Source organism: Burkholderia sp. 9779_493, assembly GCF_015712215.1.
Classification (GTDB): domain Bacteria; phylum Pseudomonadota; class Gammaproteobacteria; order Burkholderiales; family Burkholderiaceae; genus Burkholderia; species Burkholderia cenocepacia.
On record NZ_JACCQA010000025.1, the window covers coordinates 42,401 to 60,888 of the forward strand.

Sequence of the window (18,488 nt, forward strand, 5' to 3'; positions counted from 1 at the left end):
AGTGACCGGATGGAGCGTCGCGCGCCGAATGCGCGGAAAACCGATGGGCGATTCCTTTCGTGCCGCTCGCCCGCATTGGAAATTCCTATTCAGCGGCACCTTCGTGGTCGTTTCGCTGTCGATGATAAATATTGCAATCAACGGGATGCGTGATGCCGTTTTTCAAAACGGCCCGCGAACGCCTATGGGTGAATCCGCCAACCGGACGAAGCAGCGCGCAGACGACCGCCGGCTGTCCGGCCGGTCCGCCGCGATGCGCGCGCTGCTCGGCCGTATCGAGAAAATCGCGCCGACCCGCGCGAGCGTGATGATTGCCGGCGAAAGCGGGGTCGGCAAGGATATCGTCGCGCGCCGGCTGCACGATCTGAGCGCCCGGCGCGACGGCCCGTTCGTGCCGATGAACTGCGGCGCGATTCCGCCTGACCTGGCCGAGGCGCAATTGTTCGGGCACGAGAAAGGCAGCTTTACCGGCGCGGTCACGCAGCGTGAAGGGTTCTTCGAAGCCGCGCGCGGCGGCACGCTGCTGCTCGACGAGATCGCGGAGATGCCCGCGGCGCTGCAGGTGAAGCTGCTGCGGGCGATCGAGTCGAACACGATCGTGCGGGTGGGCGGCACCGAATCGATTCCGCTCGACGTGCGGTTCGTGTCGGCCACCCGCCACAATCCGGCCGACGCCGTGCGCGACGGCCGGTTGCGCGAGGACCTGTTCTACCGGCTCGCCGCGTTCGCGATCTACGTGCCGCCGCTGCGCCAGCGCGACGGCGACGTCGAGACGATCGCGCGGGAATTCGTCGACACGCTGAACGCACGGCATCGCTCGCACAAGCGGCTGACCGACGCGGCGATCGCCGCGTTGCGCGCGTATTCGTGGCCCGGCAACGTGCGCGAGCTGCACAACACGATCGAGCGCGCGTACATCCTGTCGGACGAAGGCATCGAGGTCGCGCTGCCGAAGCAGCCGGTGCCGGCCGTCGACAGCACGTCGGAAGGCGCGATGGCGCTGCCGCTCGGCGCGACGCTGCACCACGCGCAGCAACACTTCATCGCGGCGACGCTGCGTCACTTCGACGGCAACAAGCCGCGCGCGGCCAAGGCCCTCGGCATCAGCCTGAAGACGCTCTACAACCGGCTCGCGCTGATGCGCGACCAGGACGGTTCGTGAGCGGCGCAGCCCGCGAGCCGCCGCTGCGTCAGGCAACCTTGAACTGGCCGACCGTCGTCGCCAGCGCGTTCGCCTGCGACTGCAGCGCGGTGGCCGCCGCGGTCGACTGTTCGACGAGCGCCGCGTTCTGCTGCACCATTTCGTCGAGCTGCGTGACCGCGCGGTTCACTTCCTGGATGCCGCGCGTCTGCTCGTTCGCCGCGTGCGTGATCTCGGAGATGATGGTCGTCACGTTCGACACGTTGGACACGATCTCGCGCATCGTGTCGCCGGCCTGGCGTACCTGGCCGGACCCGGCCGACACGCTCGCGACCGTCGATTCGACCAGCACCTTCACTTCGCGCGCGGCTTGCGCGCTGCGCTGCGCGAGGCTGCGCACTTCCTGTGCGACGACCGCGAAGCCGCGGCCCTGTTCGCCCGCGCGGGCCGCTTCGACGGCCGCGTTCAGCGCGAGGATGTTGGTCTGGAACGCGATCCCGTCGATCACGCCGATGATGTCGCCGATCCGGCCCGACGCCTCCTCGATCTTCCCCATCGTCGCGACCACGTCCGACACGACCACGCCGCCGTGCGACGCGATCCGCGACGCGGCCGCCGCGCGTTCGTCGGCCTGGCTCGCGGCCGCCGCCGACTGACCGACGGTCGCGGTGATCTCTTCCATCGACGCGGCGGTTTGCTCGAGGCTTGCCGCCGCCGATTCGGTCCGCGACGACAGGTCCTGGTTGCCCGCCGCGATCTCGTTCGCGGCCGTGCGCACCGATTCGCTGGCGTCGCGGATCTGGCGCATCACGTGGTTCAGCTTGTCGACGAAGCTGTTGAACGAGCGCGCGATGTCGGCGACTTCGTCGCGGCCGTCGGCCGGCAGGCGCTGCGTCAGGTCGCCGGCGCCCGAGCCGATCGCGGCCATCGCCTGGCGCACCTGCGACAGGCGGCGGAACGCGGTTGCGGTGATCGCGCCGATGATCAGCGACGCCACGCCGACGATCACGATCAGCGTGATCAGCGACGCGGTCAGCAGCGAACGCATCCCGGCCGTCGCTTCGGTCTTGTCGAGCAGCACCAGCGCGTACCAGTCGGTGCCCGGCACCGGTTTCGCGCGCACCAGCTTCGCGTCGCCGCCGACGCCGACCTCGACCGGCGCGCTCGCCGCCGCGATCGAGGCCACGCCCAGCGAGCCGAGTTCGGGCGAGACGTCGGCGACCGGCTTCAACGTGAGCTTCGCGTCCGGGTGCGCGACCACGTGGCCGCTGCTGTCGATCAGCATCCCGAAGCTCGCCGGCGTCGGGCGGATCGACTTGACGTTGGCGATCACGCTGTCCATCGACACGTCCGCGGCGACGACGCCCTTCAGCGCGCCGTCGCGCAGGATCGGCACCGCGAACGTGACGACGAGGTTGCCGGTGCCGGCATCGACGTACGGCGGCGTGACGACCGGCTTGCCGGCCTGCGCGGCCTGCTTGTACCACGGGCGGCCGGTCGGGTCGTAGTCGGGCGGGATGCCGGTCGGGTCGGAGAAGTGGAACGCCTTGTCGGCGTAGCCGGCGTAGACGTTGGTGAAGCCGCCGGCCGCGGCCATCTGCTTGAACACCGGCAGCGGATCGGGGGTCAGCGCGGCATCCTGCAGCGACGCGATCATCCGGCTGCGGGTCGCGACCCAGTCTGCGATCCCGACCACGTGACCGCTGGCGACGGAGGTCAGGTTGCGGTCGATCGCGTCGTCGTTGTACGAGCGTGCGATGAAATAGTTGATCAGGGTCGTGGCGACGAGCGCGAATACGACGATGGCGACGCACGCGGCGAGAATGCGGGCGCGAATGGACGAGAACATGGCAACGACTCGGTAAGGGAGCGCGAACGCCCGGTGGACGAATTCACCGGGTAAACGGCAATCGCGCCGCTTACTTGAGGTCGTTGTGACAATTCAGTGAAACGTATGACGAAAGGCGCCGGCGACTGTCGGCGGATCGTCAGGATGGCCGGCGCCGACGGGCATGCGGCATGCCGGTGCGGCGCCCGGCCGCCGCGCGTTACAGCCGATGGCTCGGGCGCGGATCGGCGTCCGCGGGCGCTGCGTCGGCGCGGGTGTCGCGGTCGAACTCGTCCTTCTGGCGCATCCGCTCGCGCAGGTTGCGGATCGCGAACACGTGGATGTAGTCGTGCACGCGCGCACCGGACGACAGCGCGCGCACTTCGTCGTCGAGCATCGCGCGCAGCTGATCCGCGCCGATCGCACGCTGTTCGGCGGCTTCCTTGAGTGAATCGAGCAAATTGTCCTTGGACATCGACGGACTCCTGACGGACGAGGAACGAAAAGATGACGGTACTGGAAGCTTAAAGACTAGACAGATACGCGGCGTACGATGCGCCGGCACGTGTTTGCGCGTGATCAACGGCACGTTGCGTGCCGCCGCGCCGATCCGTTTCCGAACCGACCCCGCGCGGGGTTCGCGGTGCACGTGGCCCGCGAACGAGACTGGAAGCCCTGCCACGCCACCCCGGGGCGCGGCACTGACGACGGGCGGCAGGTGAAACGCGCGCGACGCCGATGCAGACGCGAACTTAGACCGGCCGAAATCATGCGTCAAGCGGCGCCCCGCGTGTGCCGCCCATTCGTCGAACGAACCTGCCGGCCCGGCCGGTCGACTGCCGTGCGTGTCAGCGGATTCCGATACGCGTCGCGCATTTTCCTGACAGCGACTTCAGCGCGCGCCGCTTGGCAGCGCACCGTCGCCGCACGATACTGATCACATGAACCAGGCGTTCATACCGGAACATCGCTCAGCTGGCCATCGAGCCGGCACGCGGGGTTCCGCGCAGGAGACCAATCATGGCACATCGCAACTTGCCGGGCCGGGACGGCCAGCGGCGCGCGTCGGGCAACGCGCGCGCCCTGCCCGCCCGGGCCGCGTCGGCCGGCAACCGTCCGTCCGACGATCTCGACACCCTGCTCGCGCTCGCCCGCGAGGCCGGGTTGCTCGTCACGCTCGACGGGCAGATCGGCCGCGAGAAGTATCAGAGCGTCGTGGGGTCGGTTCTCGCGCTGCAGCGGTTCGCCGCGGCGCTCAGCGCGCGAACCGAAGCCGACGCGCCGGCCGTGTCCGAGCCGCGTCGCAAGGCGCGCCCGGGCTGGCCGCATGCGAATCGTCTGCGCAGCCGCACGTGCAGCGCATGCGCGCCGCTCCGTGTCGCTCATCCGCATTCGCGGGTACGGCGCGGCGCGGGCCGCCGGCACGACCTGCGATCGGTTCTTCGTATCCTCTGATCTGAGCGCGTCACCGACGCACGGCACGAGGCGACTGCCATGCCCGCGCGCTGCCGTGCAGGCTTCCAGGTTCGCCGTGGTCCGTGCCGAAGCGACCGCGCGATGACGCGCCGCTCGACGCGGCCGCGTTCAAAACCATTCCTGCGGGAAAGTGAATTCGACGGGGCCAGGCGGAAAGCGGACGGGGTGACTTGCACCCCGCCCGTCCTCCAAGGCAACCGTCGGTTGCCTACCCTCGTGCCAGAGAGTTCCCGGTCGGATGACGCGCCGGACGAACACGTGGCGCGGCTCCCGAAAATGATGTGACGGCGGCGCGTGCGACGGTGATCGTCACTCGCATGCCGGCGCGGTTGCCGTCGCGATTGCACGACCGACCCGCCGCGTCGCCGGATGTTTCATCACTGTCTCACGCGATGTGCGTCGCGTTTCTGATGCAGGTCAATCCAAACCCGCTTCGGTCGCGATGACGCGCGATTCAGTCCGCGCCACGCACCAGCAACACGGGCACTTGCGCGAGATGCGCGACGCGCCGCGCGACGCTGCCGATCAGCCAGGCGGCGATGCCGCGACGGCCATGCGTGCCGACCACCAGCAACTCCGCGCGCCAGTGCACGGCATCGCGCATCAGCGCATGGGCCACGTCGTCGCTGGTCGGGCGCGTTTCGACGATGCCGCGCTTGGTCGGATTGCCGGTCGCATGGAACAGCGGGCCGATCTTCGCGAGCGCATCCTCGCCCTCCGCGCGGTACGCATCCTCGAGCGCGCGCACCGGCACGACATCGGTCAGACGAACCGCGCGATCGATCACGTACGCCGCATACAGCAACGTCGTCGGCGCCGCGAAGCCGAGCCCGACGCGCACCGCGTGCAGCGACGGTTCGCTGCCGTCGACCGCGAACATCAGCCGCTGCAGCGCGCCGTCCGACGGCCGCGCATAGGTGCCCGGCACGATCAGCAGCGCGCAGCGCGCGCGTTTCGTCAGCGTGTCCGACATCGCGCCTTCGACGAGCCGCAACAGCCCGTGATGCGGATTCGCGCCGATCACCAGCACGTCCGCATGCCACGTCGACGTATCGTTCACCAGTGCGTCCGCCACCGAGCCGCCGGTGACCGACGTATCGACGACCGTCTGTTCGACGTCGATGCCGTTGTCGGCGAACAGCGCCGCGATCCGCTCGCAGGTGGCGTGCGCTTCGCGCGTCATGTCCTCGCGCGCGGACGTCAGCAGCGCATCGATGCGCGGAATGTCGGGCAACACGAGGCGCGGATTGTCGATCGCGCAAATGATGCGCAATCGCATGCCGGGGCTCAGCAGCGTACGCACGTAGCGCGCGGCGGTCAGCGATTCGGGCGTCGGGTCGACAGCCAGCGCGATCCGCGCGAGCGTCGGGATGGGCTGGGCAGGCTGCATGGCGAAGGCCTCCGTGCGTGCACGTCGTCGCTGAACGACGACGGGCGCTTCGCGCGGCAGCGGCGCGCGGCGGCCGGACAGCCGCCGCGGTCGCAGGGATCGGCGGATGCCACGCGAAGCGCGGACAAGCAATGCGTTCGTTCAGCATAGGCCGTCCGGCCCGCGCGTGCATGATCGCGATCAACGATCGCGCGGCACCCTGCCCGCGCCGGCTTACGACTTCGTCGGCATCGATGCGGCCGGACGGTTCGCGTAGAACAGCGCGTACGCGATGCCGAGCAGCACGATCCACACCGGCCCGATCACGAGCGCGACGCGCGTATCGGGCGTGAACGCCATCAGCACGACGACCAGCGCGAGAAACCCGAGCGCGACGAACGAACCGAGCGGATAGAACGGCACGCGAATCGGCAGGCGCGCGATCTTGTCGGCCGACAGCGTGCGGCGAAAACGCATCTGCGCGATCAGGATCACGCACCACGTCCAGATCGCGCCGAACGTCGACACCGACGTGAGCCACGTGAACACGTGCTGCGGCGCGAGATAGTTGAGCAACACGCCGATCAGCAGTAGCGCGACCGACACGGCCACGCCGTACACGGGCACGCCGCTGCGGTTCACGCGACCGAGCGCGGCCGGCGCCTGGCCTTGCTGCGCGAGGTTGTAGAGCATCCGCGCGGTGCTGAACAGGCCGCTGTTGCACGACGACAGCGCCGCGGTCAGCACGACGAAGTTGATGATGCCGGCGGCGGCGGGAATGCCGAGCCGCGAGAACGTCATCACGAACGGGCTGCCCTGCGTGCCGATCTGGTCCCACGGATAGAGCGACATGATCACGAACAGCGCGCCGATGTAGAAAATCAGCACGCGCCAGAACACCGAGTTCACGGCCTTGGTCAGCGACTTCTCCGGGTTGCGCGCCTCGCCGGCCGTGAGGCCGAGCATCTCGACGCCGAGATACGCGAACATCACGATCGGCAGCGCGGCGATCACGCCGTTGATCCCGTTCGGCATGAAGCCGCCGTGCGACCACAGGTTCGAGATGCCGGTCGCGATGCCGCCGTTGCCGATGCCGAACGCGATCATCAGCCCGCCGCCGATGATCATCAGCACGATCGTGACGATCTTGATCAGCGCGAACCAGAATTCGAATTCGCCATACAGCTTGACCGCGATGAAGTTCACCGAGCCCATCGCCATCAGGGCCGCGAGCGCCCAGATCCAGTTCGGCACGCCGGGAAACCACATGTGCATGTAGACGCCGACCGCCGTGATTTCCGCCATGCAGGTGACGATCCACACGAACCAGTAGGTCCAGCCGGTCAGGTACCCGGCGAGCGGGCCGAGGTAGTCGCGCGCATAGCGGCTGAAGGCGCCGGCGACCGGGTTGGTGATCGCCATTTCGCCGAGCGCGCGCATGATCAGGAAGATCGCGAGGCCGCCCAGCAGGTAGGTCAGCAGGATGGCCGGGCCGGCCGTGCGGATCGCGGTGGCGGAGCCGAGGAACAGGCCGACGCCGATCGTCGCGCCGAGCGCCATCAGGTTGATGTGCCGTTCTTCCAGCCCGCGGTGCAACTGGTCTTCTGGTTGTTTCAAATCCGTCTCCTGGCAGCCGCGAGCGGGCCGCCGTCATTGTGTCGATGACAAGGCGCGCCCGTTCATGCCGAGTGTGGCAGCCGAAAACGAAATAATCGCCGCTGTCGATTTCCGAATAAGAAACGACACGGATACCGCGTCAATCCGGTTGGAATTGCCGCGGATTATCCGAATTTCCCGGAACAATCCGGAAAAACGGATCGAGCCCTTCACGGAATACACCCGAGCGGCCCGCGCGACGCGGCTGTGCGCGTGGCGAGCGGCAACGGGATCCATCGCTTTCGGCGCGAACGACCGCGCGTCGAATGTGCGCAATTTCGCGCACGCAATATGCAGGCGGGATTATAGGGAGGATCGGCGATTTAACGCCAGGTGATTTTGGGGAAAATCGCGGTGCGTGAAAGCGGTGATCGGATTCGAATGCGCGCGGCGCAGCGCGCGCATTTATTTCGACAACGTCGCCCGCACCGTATATTCGCCGTCGAGCCGGCCCTGCTCGGGCCGCACGAAATAACGCGACGAATCCAGATCGGCCGGCAGCGGCTCGACCGGATAACCGTGCTTTTCCCACGCATCGAGGCCGCCCTTCAGCGCGCGGATGTTGTGGATCATCTTCTTGCGCTGCATCTTCGCGATCAGGCGCTTCGCGGTCGCCTCGTTCGGGCACACGCAATAGACGACGATCGGCCGTTTCAGCACTTCCGGATCGAGCAGATCGGGCGAATCGAGATCGACCGGCACCGCGCCCGCAATCCGGTACGGCTCGCGTTCGCGAATCGCCTTGGGCCGCGCGTCGAAGATCAGCGGCGGTTCGCTGGACGTCATCATCTCGACGAGCTGCGGCGGCGAAATGCGCACCTGCGCGAGATAGCGGCGGAACTGCACGCGGCGCACCCAGCGGTACAGCAGGAACGTGATGAAGATCGCGAGGAACGCGTCGAGGATCGTGCCGCCGCTCGCGCGCACCCACAGCACGAACTGGACGATCTGGTCGTGAATCGCCGCGCCGCCGATCAGCCAGAACGCCGCCCACAGCGACGCGCCGGCCAGATCCCAGAACAGGAACACGCCGATGCCGATCGCGGTCGTGCCGAGCAGCGGCGCCGACACGAGGCCGAGGCCCGGCAGGAATTTCGACAGCACGAGCAGCGGCGCGCCGTATCTTTCGAACACGTTACGCGCGAAGCGCAGCGTCGTGTCGAGCGACAGCGAGAAGCGCACGAGGCCGTTCAGCAGACGCCGGCCGCGCGTGCGGCCCATGAAGAACCACAGCGAATCGGCCAGCATCGTCGCGCCGATCGCCGCCGCGAACATGCTGACCCAGGACGCCTGCCCCATCGCCGCCATCGTGCCGCCGAGAATCAGCATCGGCACGGCCGGCACCGGCACGCCGAGCTGCGTGATCAACACGCTCGCGAACACGGCCCACGGGCCGAGCGACGATGGAATAGCAATGGGAAAGTGCCACACGGCGGCGCTCCTGGAAGACATGCAGGCCGCGCGACGGGGCCGTCGGTACGGCGGCGCAACGGCCGCCGCGGCACGTCCGCGACCGACCGGTGCATCATGCGCATTCTAAACGGGTTTGGCCTCGACCGCGCGGAACGCGGGCCGTCGGCACGGGCTTTGCACCCGGCGTGACGCGTCCGTGACAGTCACGCGTCGGAGCGCTGCGCGAGCTGGGCGACGTGTTCCGCGTAGTCGGGAAACTCGGCCGCCAGCGCGGCCGCATCGGCCAGCTCGAATTCCGCGAACTCGAACCCCGGCGCAACCGTGCAGCCGACGAGCGCGACGTGCTGCGGCGACGCGCAGCGCGCGCCGAACCAGCTTCCGGCCGGCACGACCGCCTGGAACACGGTGCCGGGATGCGTAAGCGGATTGCCGAGCCGGTGGATCGTCAACCCGTCGCGCGCGTCGAGCACCCACACTTCGATTGGGTCGCCCGCATAGAAATGCCAGACCTCGTCGGAGCGGATGCGGTGCCACGACGAATATGCGCCGTCGCACAGCAGGTAGTAGATCGCGGTCGACGCGGCACGGGGCGCGCCGTCGGCCGGACGCACGACCGAATCGGTCGCGCGGTAGGTTTCACGGAAATAGCCACCTTCGGGATGCGGCTGCAGGTCGAACTGGCGAATCAGGTCGGGGGCGGAAATCGGCATGGCAGATGACGTCGGTAAGGTAGGAAACCGGCATCCGGCGGCCTGCCCGATCTCGATTCACGCGCTCGGGTGCCGCCGGATGTCCCTGCGTCGATCGCCGCGGCCATGCGCGCGGCGATCGAGCGGACACCGGCCGATGCTGCCAGAACTGCGTGCCGGGATGCAACCGTCGACGCGCAATCGCGCACCGGCGAGCGTATCGGCAGTGCGGCGCCGCGCGCCGGATCGCTCGCGCCGACGGCCGGCCCGGCGCGCGGCGCTCGGCCGACCGCGGATGTGTGCGCCGCGTCGGCCGCCGTACCGCCCGTCGTCGATCATGCGGCCGCCGACGCCCCCGCCTCGCCATGCCGCACCAGCAGCACGGGCCGGTCGGCCGCGCGCAGCAACGATTCCGCCACGCTGCCGAGCAACAGCCTGCGCAGGCCGTGTCGCCCGCTCGTGCCCATCACGATCAGATCGGCGTCGGCTTCGGCCGCCGTGCGCATCAGCACCGTCGCGATGTCCTCGCCGTACGCGTCGAGCGCGCGCACCGTGCCGCGCACATGCTGCCGCGCGAGCGCCGCTTTCGCATCGTCGAGCACCGGCGTCGCGGCATCGGCCGCGGCGGCATCGCCGTCGCGCTCGGCCGCGAAGCCGGCGTCGACGTCGACGAGCTGCGGCCGATGCTCGACGACGTACGCACAAGTCACTTCGCCGCCGGACGCCGTCGCGATCCGGATCGCCTCGTTCAGCGCGAGACGCGCGCTCGGGCTGCCGTCGAGCCCGACGAAAATCCGCTTGTACATGGTCCGTCCCTCCGACCGGGCGCGCGTCGCGCACTGCGCCGCCACGACCCGTTACCGCAAGCCGGCCCGGCGCCGGCTTGCCTGCCGAACAGTCTGCCCCACGTGCCGACGCGCGCGTTGACGCGCGTCAAGCGCGCCCCGCGCGCCCGCTGCCCCACGCCGTTTGCCGCAATTTCAACCGACCCCATTACAAAAAATGTGTAAAACGCGCACAATTTCATCTTGAAAATAGTCGTTGCACGCAGCCGGTGCGAGTTTTCCCGGTTTTGCCGCGCTGCCCGAGTGCCCCGGGTAGCCCGAATAACAGAATGGCCATCGAATGACCGCCAGTGGAACCCCGACGCGTGACGCCAGAGGGCCCACGCGCCTCCAGACCATGTTACGCCAGCCGTTCGCGGCCGGCGTCGTCGCGCTGTGCGCGGGCGCCGTGCTGTCGCTCGGCGTCGCGCTGCTGGTGCGCGAGCAGTGGCAAGGCGCCGTTCACACGCGTTTCGAACGCCGCACGTCGCACGTGACCGCGATGCTGCGCCACGAACTGCAGGCCGGTGTCGCCGTGCTCGAAGGCGCGCGCGGCGCGTTCGGCCTCGTCCCGGACATGACGCTCGGCCAATGGCGCCGGTATGCGGAGACGCTCGATCTCGACAGCGGCCGCTCGCCGGTCCGGCAGATCGGCTATGCGCCGCTGACGCCCGCGGCGCGCGCCGCGCTGGCCGGCGCGAAGCCGCTGCCGGCCGATCCGCTCGCGGCTGCGACGCTCAGCGCGCCCGTCTCGAACTCGCCGGTCGTGCGCTTCGGTGCGTCCGACGCGGCGCCGCTCACGCGCGCGCTGCGCACCGGCGATATCGCGCTCGGCGTTCACCCTGCCGACGACGACACTTCCCGCGACGCCCGTACCCTGACGCTGTTCCTGCCCGTGGCGTCTTCACCGCTGGCGGCCGCCAAGCCCTCCGGCACGCGGGAAGGCGGCGCCGACGGGATGCTGTTCGCGGCGCTGAGCCCGCGGCGCCTGATCGAGCGCGCGCTCGATGCGGAGCGCGGAATCGACCTGTGGATGACCGCCGGCGGCGATGCGCGCGCGATCGCCAGCGTCGAGACGACGACCGACGAAGCATCGGCGTCACCCGACCTGATGCGGCGCACCGATGTGCTGAATTTCGGCGGCACCGCGCTGACGCTCGCCTATTCCGCGGACGGCCGGCCGAGCGCGACCGGCGCGCAGCGTGCGGCCGGCACCGTGCTCGCCGCCGGGCTGATCGCGTCGTTCGCGTTCGCGGCGCTCGTCCATGCGTTGCTGCGCGGGCGCGCCGACGCCGGTGCAAGCAGCCGCGGCATCCTCAACGAGGCGCGGATGATGGGCATCATCCGTTCGTCGATGGAAGCGATCATCACGATCGACGAGAAGCAGACGGTGGTGATCTTCAACCCGATGGCCGAACAGGTGTTCGGCGTGTCCGCGATGGAAGCGATCGGCGCGCCGCTGTCGCGCTTCATTCCCGAACGGTTCCGCGCCGCGCACGCGAAGCACGTCGACCAGTTCGGCGTGACGGGCGTGTCCGAGCGGCAGATGGGCCGCCAGCGCGTGCTGTTCGGGCTGCGGGCCAACGGCGAGGAATTCCCGATCGAAGCGTCGATCTCGCAGATCCGCGACGCGTCGGGCAAGCTGTATACGGTGATGCTGCGCGACATCACCGAGCGGCAACGGGCCGAGAATGCGTTGAAGCAATCGCGCGAGGAATTGCGCGAATTGTCCGCGAACCTGCAGAACGTGCGCGAGGAGGAAAAGACCCGTATCGCGCGCGAACTGCACGACGACCTCGGGCAACAGCTCACCGCATTGAAGATGGACCTGTCGGTCGTCGAGCAGCAATTGCGGATGCCCGGCCGCGCGCAACCCGATGAAGGCGTGCAGACGCATCTGCAAGGCATGCGGCGGCTGATCGACGCGACGGTCGCGTCGGTGCGGCGCATCGCGGCCGACCTGCGGCCGGTGATGCTCGACGATCTCGGCCTCGTGCCCGCGATCGAATGGCTCGCGAACGATTTCACGAACCGCTACGGGATCGATGTCGAGCGCCACATCGAAACCGGCGGCCTCACATTCACCAGCGCGGGCGCGACCACGCTGTTCCGTATCGTCCAGGAAGCGCTGACGAACGTCGCGCGCCATGCGGATGCGACGCGCGTGGCGTTGCGGCTCGACATCGAGGAAGGCTTTTGCGTGCTGCGCGTCGCGGACAACGGCCGCGGCGCGGCGCCCGGCGGCCCGGCCCACGAGGACAAATCGTTCGGCCTGATCGGCATTCGCGAACGCGCCCACATGCTGGGCGGCACCGTGACGATCGACACCGCGCTCGCGCGCGGCTTCTCGATTACCGTCGCCTTTCCGCTCGCCACCGTTCAACAGGACACGCTCATCACATGATCAAGGTGCTCATCGCCGACGACCATACGCTCGTACGCGACGGTCTGCGGCACATCCTCCAGAACGCCACCGGATTCGAGGTGGCCGGCGAAGCCTGCGACGGCCCGTCGACGATTGCGCTGGTGCGTGCGACGCCCGCGCAGGTGCTCGTGCTCGACCTGTCGATGCCCGGCCGCAACGGCGTCGAGCTGATCAAGCAGATCAAGGACGAAAAGCCCGCGCTGCGCGTGCTGGTGCTCACCATGCACGCGGAGCAGCAATACGCGGTGCGGGCGTTCCGCGCGGGCGCGTCGGGGTATCTGACGAAGGAAAGCGCGAGCGCCGAGCTGGTCGGCGCGGTCACGAAAGTGGCGTCGGGCGGTGTCTACGTGAGCCTCGCGATGGCCGAGCAGTTCGCGCAGAGCCTGAACGAGCCGGCCGAAACGCTGCCGCACCAGCGGCTGTCCGACCGCGAATTCGACGTGTTCCGGCGGATCGCCGCCGGCCAGACGCTGACCGAGATCGCGAATGCGCTGTGCGTGAGCGCGAAGACGGTCAGCACCTACAAGACCCGGATCCTGGAAAAGATGCAGATGCCGCACGAAGCGGCGCTCGTGCGCTACGCGATGCGGCACAAGCTGCTCGACGAGACGGACGACGTCTGAGCCGGCGTCGTGCAGGCCCGGTCGGGCCCGCGCGTGATCGTTACTTCGCGGGCACCGGGCACGCGAGGTCGCCTTCCTCGCAGGACAGATAGCCCTTCAGGGTGTCGGTGCGCGCTTTCGTCAGATCGTCGAGACAGGTCGATACGACCATCGGGTATGCACTGCCGTCCTCGGCATTCGCGCTCGAGAAACGGCATTCGGCGTCGCGGTACGCGATCCACGCGCGCTGCGCATTCACGAGCTTGTCGGCAAGCGGCCGCGCGTCGCGCAGGCGCGCGGTGACGGCCTGGTAAGTCCGGTTCAGTTCCCCGTCGGATTTCTTGTACGCGCGATCGGCACACGCCGTCATCGTCGCCTGATCCGTCGCGTCCGCACAATTCGCCTGCGCATGGGCGACGCTCGCCACCAGCGCCAGCGAGCCCAGCAGACCGGTCAAGACACGCATGGATGCTCCTTGTCGTTCGTTGAAGTGTGGAACCCGGCGCCCTGCTGCGCCCCGTGTGAATGGGCCGCGCCACGCGCCGCGGCGACATCGACCGCGATGCTAGCGCACGCGCGGCGGATTGTCAGCGGGGTGCGGCGCGGCAAGTGACGTGATCATGCACGCCAAGGTATCGCGCGGATCCCGCGCCGATCGGCATCCGGCGTTTCGCTCATGCGCGCCGCAGGCTATCCGCGACCGATTCGGCCGACCTCGTGCATCGGGCCGCCCAATGAAGAAGACGCAAAAAAGCCTGCACGCGATACGCGTGCAGGCTTTCTCGATACGGCTTCAATCGCGGCCGTCGAGGGCCGCGCGGCAACGGCCGGCTCAGTGGCCGAAGTACACCGACGAGCGGTCGCTCACGGCCGGCACGGCCGCACGCTGGCCCGACTGCGACGTCGCGACCGGGTTCGCACCGTAGCCGGTGGCGTCGGCTTGCGCGCCGGCATTCTGCGCGGCGGCGATCTTGGCCTGGGCGGCCTGGATGTTTTCCGGGTAGTTGATCCAGTCGTTCGGGTTGTAGCCGGCCTTTTCGAGCTGGACCAGTTCGGCGCGCACTTGCGCGCGGGTCAGCGGCTGCTGGTTCGATTGGGCGAACGAGACGACCGGTGCGGCCACCAGGGCGGCCAGTGCAACTGCCTTGATCAGCGATTTCATGATGCGTTACCTCCAGGATTGTTTTGTCAGGCGCTTCGGACTCGAGGTCGTTGCGCATGAGTAGAAGTCTAGGAGGCGCGGCTATCAGGGTAAATACTTAAATCGCAAATTCACTGTTGACCGAAACCGTACAATCGAGCGGGAATAAGTCGTTTCGTCAGACGATTATCGGCGTTCGTGCACCGAATGCCGCGATACGGCAGCCGGCACGCGCGGGTCGCGCGTTCAACGCAGGCGATCGGTATCCGCCGACGCCATCTGCCTGTCGAACAGCAGCGCCTTGAGGCGAATCAGGTCGTCGGCATCGATGTCGCCGAACGCCGCATGATGGAGCGTCAGCGCGGGCGGCGCCGGGTCGGCATGCACGGCCCGCACGGTGCCATCGAGCGCAAGCCGCTCGATGCGACCAGCGGTTTCGTACGGAAGCAGCACGCGCAACGGCTCGCCGGTCGCCGCGATCGGCCGGTCGACGGCGATCGACAGCCCGCTCAGGCTGATGTCGTGCACCACCCCGATGCCTTCCGTCCCTTCCGCTCCGCCGCTGCAGCAGGCCGCGATGCGCACCGGCACGCGCGGCTCCGCGCGCGTGCGCAGCCGGTCGACGAACCCTGGCGGCGACAGGACCATGAACGGCGCGGCGCCCGACACCTGCACCGATTCGACCGTCGCGCCGAAACGCGATACCGCGGCCCGGCCGATCGCCACTGCTTCGACGTCGTCGCCGCGGGCGAAATCGAGCACGGTGGCGGGCTGCGGCTCGACGAACAGCGCACCCGACGCGCCGACGCCGATCAGCCGGCAGCGCTGCAGCGCGCGCGTCGTGCCGACCCGGCGGCGGATGCCGATCGCGGCGCCCGCCGACAAGCCCATGCGCGTGGCGGGCGCGGCCGCCGTCGCGGACCCGCGCGGACCGGTGTCGGCGTCCTCGCGCCGGCGCACGGGGCGGAAATGGTCGAACAGGAAATCGTGCTGCGCCGGGTCGCGCAGCGTCGTGCCGGCCGGCAGCAGCGCGGCGCCGTCGGCGTCGTAGAGGTCGAAGCCGAGCGGGACCTCGGCGGAAAGATCGTCGCGTGCGAGCGCGACGTAATCGGTGGAAAGCAGCATCGGAGAAGCGCGGAGCGACCGCGCGAGCTGTCGTGACAACTTGATTACGGCAGCATCGCGCGGAATCTGAACGGCTTCGTTACTGCGACGCGCCGGTCGCATCGGGCGCGGCCGGCACCGACATCGGCGGCGGAGTCGGCACGGCGGAAGGCGCGGCGCCGCTACCGGCGCTGCTTCCGCTCGTCGTACTGGCGCCTGCCGGCGGCTGCGCAGGCAGTTGCGACGCGCCGGACGACAGCGCCGCGGCCGATGCGGCCACTTCGGACGCCGGCACCCATTCCTCGACGATGCCGCCGGAAGCGACATCCGGCGCCGACGCAGCGGAGGCTGCCGACGCCGCGCCCTCGTCGACCTCGGCCGGACGCTCGACACGCGGCGTCCTGACCGGCGTGGGCGCCTTCTTCGGCTCGGGCGGGAACCACGTATCGAACAGGTCGGTCGCGCGCTCGCGCAGCGACGCGAACCAGCCCGGCGACGGTTCGGTATCGAATTTCGCCTTGGTATCGACGATCCGGGCGCGCTGCGCGCGCTGGAAGAAATCGCCGACGATCGGCAGCGCGCTGTGCGCGCCCTGCCCCCAGTAATCGCTGCGCAGCGTCACGCGGCCGTCGTCGAATCCGACCCACGCGCCGGCGACGAGGCCCGGCTGCATCAGGATGAACCAGCCGTCCGCGTTGTCCTGCGTGGTGCCGGTCTTGCCGGCCACGTCGCCGCGGATGCCGAACCGCGTGCGGATGCTGCCGCCCGTGCCGCGCGTCACGACGTCGCGCATCACGTCGAGCAGCGTCTTGTCGGTTTCGGCGTCGAGCGCGCGCTCGGGCGGCGCCGGTGCGTATTCGGCGAGCACCTCGCCCTGGCGATTCTCGATGCGCGTCACCATCTGCGGCTCGACGTACAGCCCGCCGTTCGCGATCGTCGCGTACGACGCGACCATTTCCTTCAGCGTGACCGGGCTCGTGCCGAGCGCGAGCGACGGCACGCGTTCGAGCGGGCTTTCGCGCACGCCCATGTCGCGCGCCAGCCGCGCGACGGCGCCCGGCCCGACCTTCTCCATCACCTGCGCGGTGATCCGGTTGCGCGACAGCGCGACCGCGTCGCGCAGCGTCATCGGTTTGCCCGTAGGCGGCACGTCGTCGTTCGGCCGCCAGATCTCGCCGCCCTTCAGCGGGATCTCGACCGGCTGGTCGACGAACGTATCTTCCGGCTTCATCCCGTTCGCGAACGCGACGCCATAGACGAACGGCTTGAACGTCGAGCCCGGCTGGCGCCGCGCCTGCGCGACGTGATCGAACGGCTCGCGGGTGAAGTCGCGACTGCCGACCCACGCGCGGATCTGCCCGTCACGCGGATCGATCGCGAGGAAGCCGGCCTGCACGTCGGTCTTGGCCTTGCACAAGGCATGCATGAAACCGCGATCGGCCGCGAGCATCTTCATCGCGGCCGCGTCGTCCTTGCCGGCCTCCTGCGCGGCCTTGTACTCGGGCGACTCACGCATGAAGGTGCGAAACACCTCGTTGTCGGTGCCGCAGCCGTCGCGGCCGCTCCACGCGTTGTTCGCGATGCCCTGCAGCTGATTGCCCTGCAACGTGAGCGCCTGCGTCGCCATCTGCTGGAGCCGCGAGTCGATCGTCGTGCGCACGATCAGCCCGTCCGAGTAGATGTTGTAGTCGTTGCGGTCGGCCCACGCGATCAGCCATTTGCGCAACTGCTGCGCGAAATGCGGCGCCGGCCCGGGCGGCTCCTTCTGGCGCTCGAAGTCGATGCGCAGCGGCCGGCGCTGCAACTGCGCGAACTGCGCCGGCGACAGCTTGCCGTACTTGACCATCTGGCCGAGCACCGTGTTGCGCCGCTGCAGCGCGCGCTCGGGATTCAGCACCGGGTTGTAGTAACTGTTGCCCTTCAGCATCCCGACGAGCGTCGCGCTGTCGAGCACGTCGAGTTCGTCGGCCGACTTGTCGAAATAGGTGCGCGCGGCCATCTCGACGCCGTACGCGTTGTACAGGAACGGCACCGTGTTCAGGTAGGTCTCGAGGATCTGGTCCTTGCTGTAGACGGCCTCGATCTTCAGCGCGGTGATCGCCTCCTTCACCTTGCGCGTGAGCGTCGGCGCGCGGCCGATCTCGTCCGGATACAGGTTGCGCGCGAGCTGCTGCGTGATCGTCGAGCCGCCCTGGCGGCTGCCCGAGAACGTATGCAGCGCGGCCGACGCCGTGCGCTTCCAGTCCAGCCCGTGGTGTTCGTAGAAGCGGTGATCCTCGGTCGCGATCAGCGCGTCGATCATGCGCGGCGAGATCTGCTTGAGCGGCACCCATTCGCGGTTCGACGGCTTGAATTCGGCCAGCAGCTTGCCGTCGGCGGACAGCACCTGCGCGGGCTGGTCGACGCGCGCCTTGCGGATGTCGCCGATCCCCGGCGTGAACGGGATGAGCACGATCACGTACCCCGCGAACAGCGCCGGCACGGCGGCGGCCGTGAGCAGCACGCCACGGCGCGTCGGATGGCGGACATGGCGCCACGCGGTGGCGGCGAGAGGCTTGGCCCGCGCGACGGCGGCCGCCGCGACGGGTTGGGCGCGCGCGACCCATCTGGCACACAAGGCACGCACTGACGACACGTTTCGGCGATTCACGCGGGTGGAGCTCGGCTGAAAAGGCTGCATCGTACCAAACTCGCGCGGCCGGCCGGCCCGCGGCGGCCTTGCGCCGGCACACGCGGTGCGGTTTCGCCGCAACGCTCACGCAAAAAAGGCGCGTGCCCCGCAACCGGAGCGACGCGCCAAACCTGGTACGACAACCTGAA

16 protein-coding genes are annotated in these 18,488 nt (G+C 68.9%); 4 read left to right on the forward strand and 12 right to left on the reverse strand.

All coding sequences use genetic code 11. The annotated features are described in order from the left end of the window. Positions 1 to 121 precede the first annotated feature (121 nt). The gene (locus H0X95_RS24095) at positions 122 to 1,162 is read left to right on the forward strand and encodes a sigma-54 interaction domain-containing protein (protein ID WP_080322761.1); all 1,041 of its coding nucleotides are present in this window, start codon (positions 122 to 124) and stop codon (positions 1,160 to 1,162) included. 28 nt (positions 1,163 to 1,190) lie between these two features. Here H0X95_RS24095 and H0X95_RS24100 read toward each other — a convergent pair whose 3' ends face one another. Together H0X95_RS24100 and H0X95_RS24105 are read right to left on the reverse strand one after the other, a co-directional pair. Next, complete coding sequence (locus H0X95_RS24100) at positions 1,191 to 2,990, reverse strand: methyl-accepting chemotaxis protein (RefSeq protein ID WP_006494876.1); 1,800 nt, start codon at positions 2,988 to 2,990, stop codon at positions 1,191 to 1,193. Positions 2,991 to 3,189: 199 nt separating this feature from the next. Further along, the gene (locus H0X95_RS24105; protein ID WP_006491227.1) at positions 3,190 to 3,444 is read right to left on the reverse strand and encodes a DUF3562 domain-containing protein; all 255 of its coding nucleotides are present in this window, start codon (positions 3,442 to 3,444) and stop codon (positions 3,190 to 3,192) included. Between the two features lie 545 nt (positions 3,445 to 3,989). Here H0X95_RS24105 and H0X95_RS24110 point away from each other — a divergent pair. Next, a complete protein-coding gene (locus tag H0X95_RS24110; protein ID WP_006492218.1) occupies positions 3,990 to 4,424 on the forward strand; it encodes a hypothetical protein in 435 nt (144 codons plus the stop codon). Positions 4,425 to 4,899: 475 nt separating this feature from the next. Here H0X95_RS24110 and H0X95_RS24115 read toward each other — a convergent pair whose 3' ends face one another. From H0X95_RS24115 to H0X95_RS24140, 6 genes are all read right to left on the reverse strand, one after another. Further along, a complete protein-coding gene (locus tag H0X95_RS24115) occupies positions 4,900 to 5,835 on the reverse strand; it encodes a universal stress protein (protein ID WP_006485822.1) in 936 nt (311 codons plus the stop codon). A 213-nt stretch (positions 5,836 to 6,048) separates the two neighbouring features. Further along, entirely contained in the window at positions 6,049 to 7,431 is a 1,383-nt protein-coding gene (locus tag H0X95_RS24120) for an amino acid permease (protein ID WP_048985478.1), read from the reverse strand. 33 nt (positions 7,432 to 7,464) lie between these two features. Then, positions 7,465 to 7,707 (reverse strand): hypothetical protein, encoded by a 243-nt coding sequence (locus H0X95_RS24125; protein WP_077176092.1) that lies wholly within the window; start codon positions 7,705 to 7,707, stop codon positions 7,465 to 7,467. A gap of 168 nt (positions 7,708 to 7,875) precedes the next feature. Next, positions 7,876 to 8,901, reverse strand: coding sequence for a DedA family protein/thiosulfate sulfurtransferase GlpE (locus H0X95_RS24130; RefSeq protein ID WP_006485817.1), 1,026 nt, complete (start codon positions 8,899 to 8,901; stop codon positions 7,876 to 7,878). A 185-nt stretch (positions 8,902 to 9,086) separates the two neighbouring features. Continuing rightward, the gene (locus tag H0X95_RS24135) at positions 9,087 to 9,593 is read right to left on the reverse strand and encodes a cupin domain-containing protein (RefSeq protein WP_006485821.1); all 507 of its coding nucleotides are present in this window, start codon (positions 9,591 to 9,593) and stop codon (positions 9,087 to 9,089) included. A gap of 314 nt (positions 9,594 to 9,907) precedes the next feature. Further along, positions 9,908 to 10,378, reverse strand: coding sequence for a universal stress protein (locus H0X95_RS24140; RefSeq protein WP_034202359.1), 471 nt, complete (start codon positions 10,376 to 10,378; stop codon positions 9,908 to 9,910). 319 nt (positions 10,379 to 10,697) lie between these two features. On the opposite strand from H0X95_RS24140, the gene H0X95_RS24145 reads away from it, so the two are divergent. After that, on the forward strand, positions 10,698 to 12,800 hold the full coding sequence (locus tag H0X95_RS24145; protein WP_125331898.1) for a PAS domain-containing sensor histidine kinase: 2,103 nt from the start codon (positions 10,698 to 10,700) through the stop codon (positions 12,798 to 12,800). After that, positions 12,797 to 13,444, forward strand: a complete 648-nt coding sequence (locus H0X95_RS24150; RefSeq protein ID WP_006483707.1) for a response regulator — start codon at positions 12,797 to 12,799, stop codon at positions 13,442 to 13,444. Before H0X95_RS24145 ends, H0X95_RS24150 begins: the two co-directional genes overlap by 4 nt. A 40-nt stretch (positions 13,445 to 13,484) precedes the next feature. Here H0X95_RS24150 and H0X95_RS24155 read toward each other — a convergent pair whose 3' ends face one another. The 4 genes from H0X95_RS24155 to H0X95_RS24170 form a co-directional block, all read right to left on the reverse strand. Next, positions 13,485 to 13,889 carry a lysozyme inhibitor LprI family protein gene (locus tag H0X95_RS24155; protein ID WP_006483706.1) on the reverse strand — a complete coding sequence of 135 codons (405 nt, stop codon included), beginning with the start codon at positions 13,887 to 13,889 and terminating at the stop codon, positions 13,485 to 13,487. A 366-nt stretch (positions 13,890 to 14,255) separates the two neighbouring features. Next, entirely contained in the window at positions 14,256 to 14,585 is a 330-nt protein-coding gene (locus H0X95_RS24160) for a DUF4148 domain-containing protein (RefSeq protein WP_006483709.1), read from the reverse strand. Positions 14,586 to 14,810: 225 nt separating this feature from the next. Next, on the reverse strand, positions 14,811 to 15,689 hold the full coding sequence (locus H0X95_RS24165; RefSeq protein ID WP_196446236.1) for a PilZ domain-containing protein: 879 nt from the start codon (positions 15,687 to 15,689) through the stop codon (positions 14,811 to 14,813). Positions 15,690 to 15,768: 79 nt separating this feature from the next. After that, a complete protein-coding gene (locus tag H0X95_RS24170; RefSeq protein ID WP_196446237.1) occupies positions 15,769 to 18,348 on the reverse strand; it encodes a penicillin-binding protein 1A in 2,580 nt (859 codons plus the stop codon). Between the last annotated feature and the right edge of the window lie 140 nt (positions 18,349 to 18,488).